The sequence below is a fragment of the Flavitalea antarctica genome (assembly GCF_054461535.1).
This window is the reverse complement of record NZ_JBTLQG010000018.1, coordinates 108,223-114,222: the sequence shown is the minus strand read 5'-3', so window position 1 is coordinate 114,222 and position 6,000 is coordinate 108,223. Positions and strand designations below refer to the sequence as shown.

6 protein-coding genes are annotated in these 6,000 nt (G+C 40.8%); 2 read left to right on the top strand and 4 right to left on the bottom strand.

Features of this window, described 5'->3' with window-relative positions; all coding sequences use genetic code 11:
* The first annotated feature begins 3 nt into the window (after positions 1-3).
* Together ACX0G7_RS16545 and ACX0G7_RS16540 are read left to right on the top strand one after the other, a co-directional pair.
* Positions 4-126 carry an ATP-binding protein gene (locus ACX0G7_RS16545; protein ID WP_458924617.1) on the top strand — a complete coding sequence of 41 codons (123 nt, stop codon included), beginning with the start codon at positions 4-6 and terminating at the stop codon, positions 124-126.
* Positions 127-2,167: 2,041 nt separating this feature from the next.
* Positions 2,168-2,410 (top strand): hypothetical protein, encoded by a 243-nt coding sequence (locus ACX0G7_RS16540; RefSeq protein ID WP_458924614.1) that lies wholly within the window; start codon positions 2,168-2,170, stop codon positions 2,408-2,410.
* A 232-nt stretch (positions 2,411-2,642) separates the two neighbouring features.
* On the opposite strand, the gene ACX0G7_RS16535 is transcribed toward ACX0G7_RS16540, so the two are convergent.
* The 4 genes from ACX0G7_RS16535 to ACX0G7_RS16520 form a co-directional block, all read right to left on the bottom strand.
* Entirely contained in the window at positions 2,643-2,984 is a 342-nt protein-coding gene (locus tag ACX0G7_RS16535) for a helix-turn-helix transcriptional regulator (RefSeq protein ID WP_458924613.1), read from the bottom strand.
* 242 nt (positions 2,985-3,226) lie between these two features.
* Positions 3,227-3,487 carry a phosphoribosylpyrophosphate synthetase gene (locus tag ACX0G7_RS16530; RefSeq protein ID WP_458924612.1) on the bottom strand — a complete coding sequence of 87 codons (261 nt, stop codon included), beginning with the start codon at positions 3,485-3,487 and terminating at the stop codon, positions 3,227-3,229.
* Between the two features lie 370 nt (positions 3,488-3,857).
* Entirely contained in the window at positions 3,858-4,400 is a 543-nt protein-coding gene (locus tag ACX0G7_RS16525; protein ID WP_458924611.1) for a carboxymuconolactone decarboxylase family protein, read from the bottom strand.
* Between the two features lie 1,144 nt (positions 4,401-5,544).
* Positions 5,545-5,724: a hypothetical protein gene (locus ACX0G7_RS16520; protein ID WP_458924610.1), complete on the bottom strand. Its 180-nt coding sequence runs from the start codon at positions 5,722-5,724 to the stop codon at positions 5,545-5,547.
* Positions 5,725-6,000 lie beyond the last annotated feature (276 nt).

Sequence of the window (6,000 nt, the reverse complement as noted above, 5' to 3'; positions counted from 1 at the left end):
GAAATACTTGGTGATGAAGTACTGGCAACAGCGCTTCTAGACAGGTTATTGTTTAAATGTGAGGTCATCAGTCTTACGGGCAAAAGCTATCGACTACAAAACAGACAAACAATTTTCGCAAACTAGTTCATAAAATCTCTCATTCTGTATTCCATGTTGCCAAATCTTCTGTATCATTGTTGCCAATTATTCTGCATTCCTAATTGCCAAAAGTTCTGTATTGTTAGTTGCTGATTACATCCTACGTCATGTAGCATCTCCAGCGATCGGATAATGATTGTCTCATCATCAAAAAATTCAAGCGCTTCGTCTACAGTCATTCGCAAAACCTCCGCGATGTTTTTATAATTGCAAGTAATCTCGAGAGTTTTTGCATTGTAAATTTCGTGGTGAAACTGGCCGGTAATATGGCTGGAAATCGCAGAATAATTTCACAGATTTTCCCAACTGTGACTCTCGAGAATGCAGTCTGGACAATTGTTTGAGTGGAATCCGGTGGATCAATTTTTGAGGGTGAATCGAATCACCGGTTAGTTCACTGGAATTACGATAAGATTTGATATAATTTGACACGCCTAAAAACAAAAAACCTAGCAAAATCAAGTGTTTTGCTGGGATCTGATATCATTTGATATCCGTAGTTGTGACCGCGTCAGGATTCAAACCTATTGCGGAATGTCTTGTCCAGCCTGTATTTCAAAGATTGTTCGATACTCAGTTCACCGAATAATTCACTGAACTTCAAATTTACAAATTATCGGACATAAAGAAGAATGTTTGCGAACTATGGGGATAATTGCATCTGTTGAAACAGTGTAGATATTCCTTTGAGTTGAATTTGCCAGAATAGCTTTAATTGTTTGCGGTTGAAAGGTTCCAATTCATTACTCTCCGCAGATCTCATTTGCAAAGCGATGTAAAATGATGAAGTAGTTGATAGACAACACATGCAATTTTGGTTCGTATGCAGTTGAGCGCAAAAAAAGGCACTTAACTATTGTACTTTCAGAGACCAAGGAGAAAAAAATGCTTGCAAAAATAATTCGAGCAACTCGTGCCCCTTGGTGACTGACCACTGGGTATTTGACTGCGCAGACCCATAGATGAGGTCGATAAGCACTGACTCGGGAGGACACTTTAAGGGCTTAAGAGATTCTCGGTTTGGGAACCCGTGATTTTCAGAGCCCTCGCCAATCAGATGAGTAGTTATTGGGACTTGGCCACTGGGAGGTCTGAATTCCCAAGTCGTAGGGGAGGCTTAACAACTTGTGTTTGATATGAGAATAGTTTAAACACTTACCATTACAAAATTAATTTGCCTAAGCCTTGACAATTCTATAATAACGAGTATTTTAACCACCAAATTCGCTGCCCTTTTAAATCCGTGAATGGGACTGGCGTGGCGAAACTATGATTATAAATATCAGGGTGTCGAATATGTTGGATTCGGCAAACTCCCCACAATTCACGCTTGTGGGTAAAGTTCCAATGAACAAGCAACACAGACCACCATCTCATGCAATCTTCATTGTTTTCTAAAATGCATTTTCATTGTGAAATGCAAATATCGCGCACTCAAAGTGCGTTATATTTCAGATTGGGTGCATCTATTCACAACGTGCATAAGATGAGATATTTCGGGCTAGGAGATCTTAGATGTACGCTGGTAGTGTTTTCGCAAAGACATTTGAACACCAAATAAAATCACTGTATACGTCACTTTGTGACGTATAAAAATTATTACAGAGAAATAAACGATAAATTAAGTGTGCCAGGTGAGCCGCGCGCTTCGGCGTGGTAAGCTTGTTTGCCAAAGCCGAAGCGCGCGGCTCACGGAGCAAAGTTAGCGGGTAAATTTTTGAATGTCGGTGATCGGGGGACGTATTAACATCGTGAGCTCGTGGTATTTTCACCGTAGCCAACCCAACGACAAAGGTTAATTAAGTGGGAACGTATTGGTCCGTCCTGGCCAGGAAAAATAACTTCGTCAATCGGATATTGACAAAATTATTTTTCCTTCACAACTGCTTAGCTGTTGCTGATCATCGGCAACGTCGGCTAACGCGGTCTTGCCAAAAGCGGCCATCAAGATTCCTGATTTTGCAAGTTACAGTCGGGCAGCCATCGGCAATACCCATCACGTTGTGCGCAACTACAAGTCCATCAAATGGAATCGATAAAAACGAGTGGTCGTCCCACAACGAACTATACAATTGTCGAGAGTGGTATCATGATCACAACATTTACCCATTCTAAACTTCCGACCGAAGAGCACGTGCCTTTTGAATATATAACGAACGAAAAATTTTATTACGTTAATAAAAATCCAATGCTGTTGATTTTGGCCGGTATTTTTCTCCTGATATTTATCTTTGTGTTGATAATTCATTCCCAAAGGAGAGCCGATTAACCCTGTATCAATTATTTTACTTGGCCATTATTAATAGTTCTTTTCACGGCGTGTACTTCATGTTACAGCCGAAAAGGTATTATTTAAAAACCTTTACAGACAAATCTATAAAGTTCAAAATCAACAACAATGAAGCCGAGGTCGTCAAGTTTGTGGAAACTGTAATTATCAGGCGAAACGAACATCTTAGATTTAAATATGGTACGCCGAATCCATACTTGTCATATGATGCTCAATTCTCCAATTTCAATATTATGCTTAGGGAACAAATAATCAACGCTGCCGAGTACCAAAGCCGGTATCTGCTTGTTTCAACGCCCCGCACGGAAATATTCAAGAGTTGCGAGATCTCTTTACTACTTAAATTCATATGCAGGTAATTAGACAATTTTATTTCATTTTGAGTGAGACTAGGATATAGCGTTTGTAGACTTTTAGTGAAATCGCTAAGTATGGTATCGAAATGTGTTGCGAAGTTTTTCCAGTCATCATCCATCTTGTCTTCGTCTTTTAGTGCTCTGATTAATTTCCTGACACTATCACCGCTTCCATCTTCATCCGAAACCTTTTTCAAGCGAACAAGCTCATCTTTGGATACGTGGAGGGAGAAAATGGAAGCATGCGACGTGAGCTTTTGAACACCTGTTTATTTAACAGCTTTTTGGTAGTCACCTGATAGACCGAAGGATGGTGTCTTGATTACAACACGGAGGGACCGCCTAAGTCTCTTCCATACCTGTCACCCAGTTTAGGCCGGTTGGTGGGGCAAAGACTCAAAACAAACACCGAGGTTTTATCTACAAATAGCCCTTGCTTTTACATTAACCGCTTAAACATTCTCTCTGTGTTGCTATCCGCATAAATACCATATCCATCGACAAATACCCCGAGAAGGCCGTTACTCGCTGACAACGCATAAACCACGGCTTCATCCGCGGGATCGCTATGACCTTCGAAACGGTAAACTTCATGAATTTGAACATCAGCAAGATCATACGTCTTGTTAATCTGGTGGCAATTAAGCTGATTCTTCTTCAGGTTATAGTCGAATCGATAGCCTCGATTACGTAGGTCCATGACCGCAGCCGTTAGAGTGTCATAGCTATACATGGTTCATTTTTTAGTCGATTCAGATATCAATTATCCGATGGACTGCTAGTCTGTTATCGGTTGTTCGGTGTATGTACTTGAAAAGGTGATCTACTTATTGTAATTTTGGTTACCGCTTTTACGTTGTTACATGTAAGAACGTCGATTATTTGCGAGCCAAAGCATTCCATGGCCATTTCGCGAAGTGTTGCCTTCCCAGACGGTGAAGCGTGTTTTACGGATTGTTAACCCTCTCATGCGACTCGCTTTCCTATTGCCAAAGAATTTGTTTCTGCGTGCTGGAAATCTAAAGGCATATGTTTCCGACCAATAGAAGTTGACTACTTTCGAAGTCCCATTAAGCCGGTAATGGCGAAACTCGCTGAAAGTCGATTGGGATTTTTGTTACAGCGTACACGTAATTTGTAAAGATGCGCACAGTGATTAGCCCGATAAGCTCCATGAGAGCACCTTCATCATAACCGTTGTCAAAAAACCGTTGTAATGCCTCCTCTGAAGCATGACCTTGTTCTTCTAAAATAGAGGTCGTAAGATGTATTAGGACATCCAGTTTTGGATCTTTTAACTCCCCCTTACGTATTGACATAATTTCCGCGGTTGTAAAACCCTTTTTAATTGCGGTAATGGTATGGGCTGCAAGGCAGTAATCACAGGCATTCAACTCAGAAACCACCAGCGCGATGACCTCTCGTTCTTTCGGTGAAAACACTCCCTGATTCAAAGTTTCTTCAAATGCCATAAACGCCTTCAACGCTATATGTGAATATCCCATTGTTGCGTAAAGATTCGGCACTTTACCGAGTTTCTTGGTTATAGCATCAAAAAGGAATCGACTTTCTTCATTTAAGGCTTCTTTAACCGGGACCGATATCGTGTACATTTTCGATTGTTTTTGTAAAAAAAAGAGGTTAGGATGATTAGCGGCCTGCTATGCGACACGAAATGATTGATAAAAAAGTATCGTAGCAGTCAGCTAAATGATCTTATCCTCATAAGGTGATAAAAAGTGACCTCCGAATACATGGCGTCAGATGATCTGTTTTGTGACCGATGCCTGTTAGGTCTTCGAGAAGCAACATATCGCCGCCTGTGAACTTGCGGGTTTCCCCGCTGCTACATGTGATTTCCATTTCCCCGTCAAGGAGAATAATAAACTGCCGCCTTACTGAGGGATTGTAATTCAATTCACAATTTGCTTGAGTCTCGCAAAAAAATAACATTTCGGGGGTTACTGGTTTTGACAACAGATTGCCCCCATCTTCATTATTGAGGAGCACGGGAACCACATCGAAACAACTGTTCCCTTCGTGGTCGGAGTATATTCTGGTATAATGCATTTAATGGAGTGTTTATAGTTGATAAATTATTAGGTCAGAATTTTTATAATTTCAACTTCTACGTATAATCAGGACGCTGCCGCTGAAATTACAAACACTGATACTATAGCGTTCGTTGAAACGAATATAAAGCCGCATAACGTGTGATAACCGCTGCAATATTGCTTCACGTCAGATTCCGAAGGCGACCTGTCCTTGCCCTAGGCATCTGCATTGACCAGTTTGGGTTCCTTTGCTTTTTGACCTGTCTGAAAACACATTCAGTGACAAACTATTTGTTACACAAAGATTATATATACTTAGAAGTTGCGGTTGACTTTACTAACATTACTTTTTGATTTTTAGATTCATCAAATCCCTTAACTGTTATGCCTTCAACTCTTCAATTTGCCTTTTATGTAGCTAGGTTGAATTTTCAGCAGGTTGTAAACAGGAAATAACGATACAGAGCTTTTGGAAATTAGGAATGCAGAATAATTGGCGACAATAGGACAGCATGTTCGGCAACATAGATACTGACTAAGAAATTTTTGAACAGCTAGTATGCAAAGATGCGTTGTCGTTATTGTATTCAATAGCTTTTACCTTTCAAGTTGGTAACGCCGCATTTGAACAAAGGCCAATACACCGGTTGCCATCTTCGGGATTGCGATTTGTACGCAAATGCTGGCCGCACGCTCATTTCTCTTATTTGAGCCGTTTTAAAGGCTTTACATTTTCAATGATGGAGTTGTCGAAAGAAGCGGACAACAGGAATAGGACATGGCTATTTTTCACATCTTCTCCAAGTCGCAGGATCAGCAGTCTCATCTGCGAGGCAACAGAGATTTGTTGTCCGATACGCCAGCTGATTCTGATATCAACCAAATTCATGCAATTATATCCTGACCCGAAAATTTCACAAAGGGGGTTAGGGTCGCAGTTCGTCCCCTCAGTTCTCGTGCACCGTCACCCAAGCGGCTCATGAAAGTTTAGGAGCGGTTGCTCAACCATCGCGTTGAATGAAAACATCAAAATAGTTGAACGAGGCTATAAAAAATGGAATGAACTTTTCTTAGAACTTTACATTCGGAAGCAGAAAGAGACTGAATTCATCGGGTTGCATTGTTCCGGCAGCAGTGGTTTTTTGTGAGATGATTAAAC

Excerpts from the sequence above, each read along its gene's own strand:
- ACX0G7_RS16540 (WP_458924614.1), top strand. The coding sequence starts at position 2,168 with ATGGAATCGATAAAAACGAGTGGTCGTCCCACAACGAACTATACAATT.
- ACX0G7_RS16530 (WP_458924612.1), bottom strand. The coding sequence starts at position 3,487 with ATGGACCTACGTAATCGAGGCTATCGATTCGACTATAACCTGAAGAAG.
- ACX0G7_RS16525 (WP_458924611.1), bottom strand. The coding sequence starts at position 4,400 with ATGTACACGATATCGGTCCCGGTTAAAGAAGCCTTAAATGAAGAAAGT.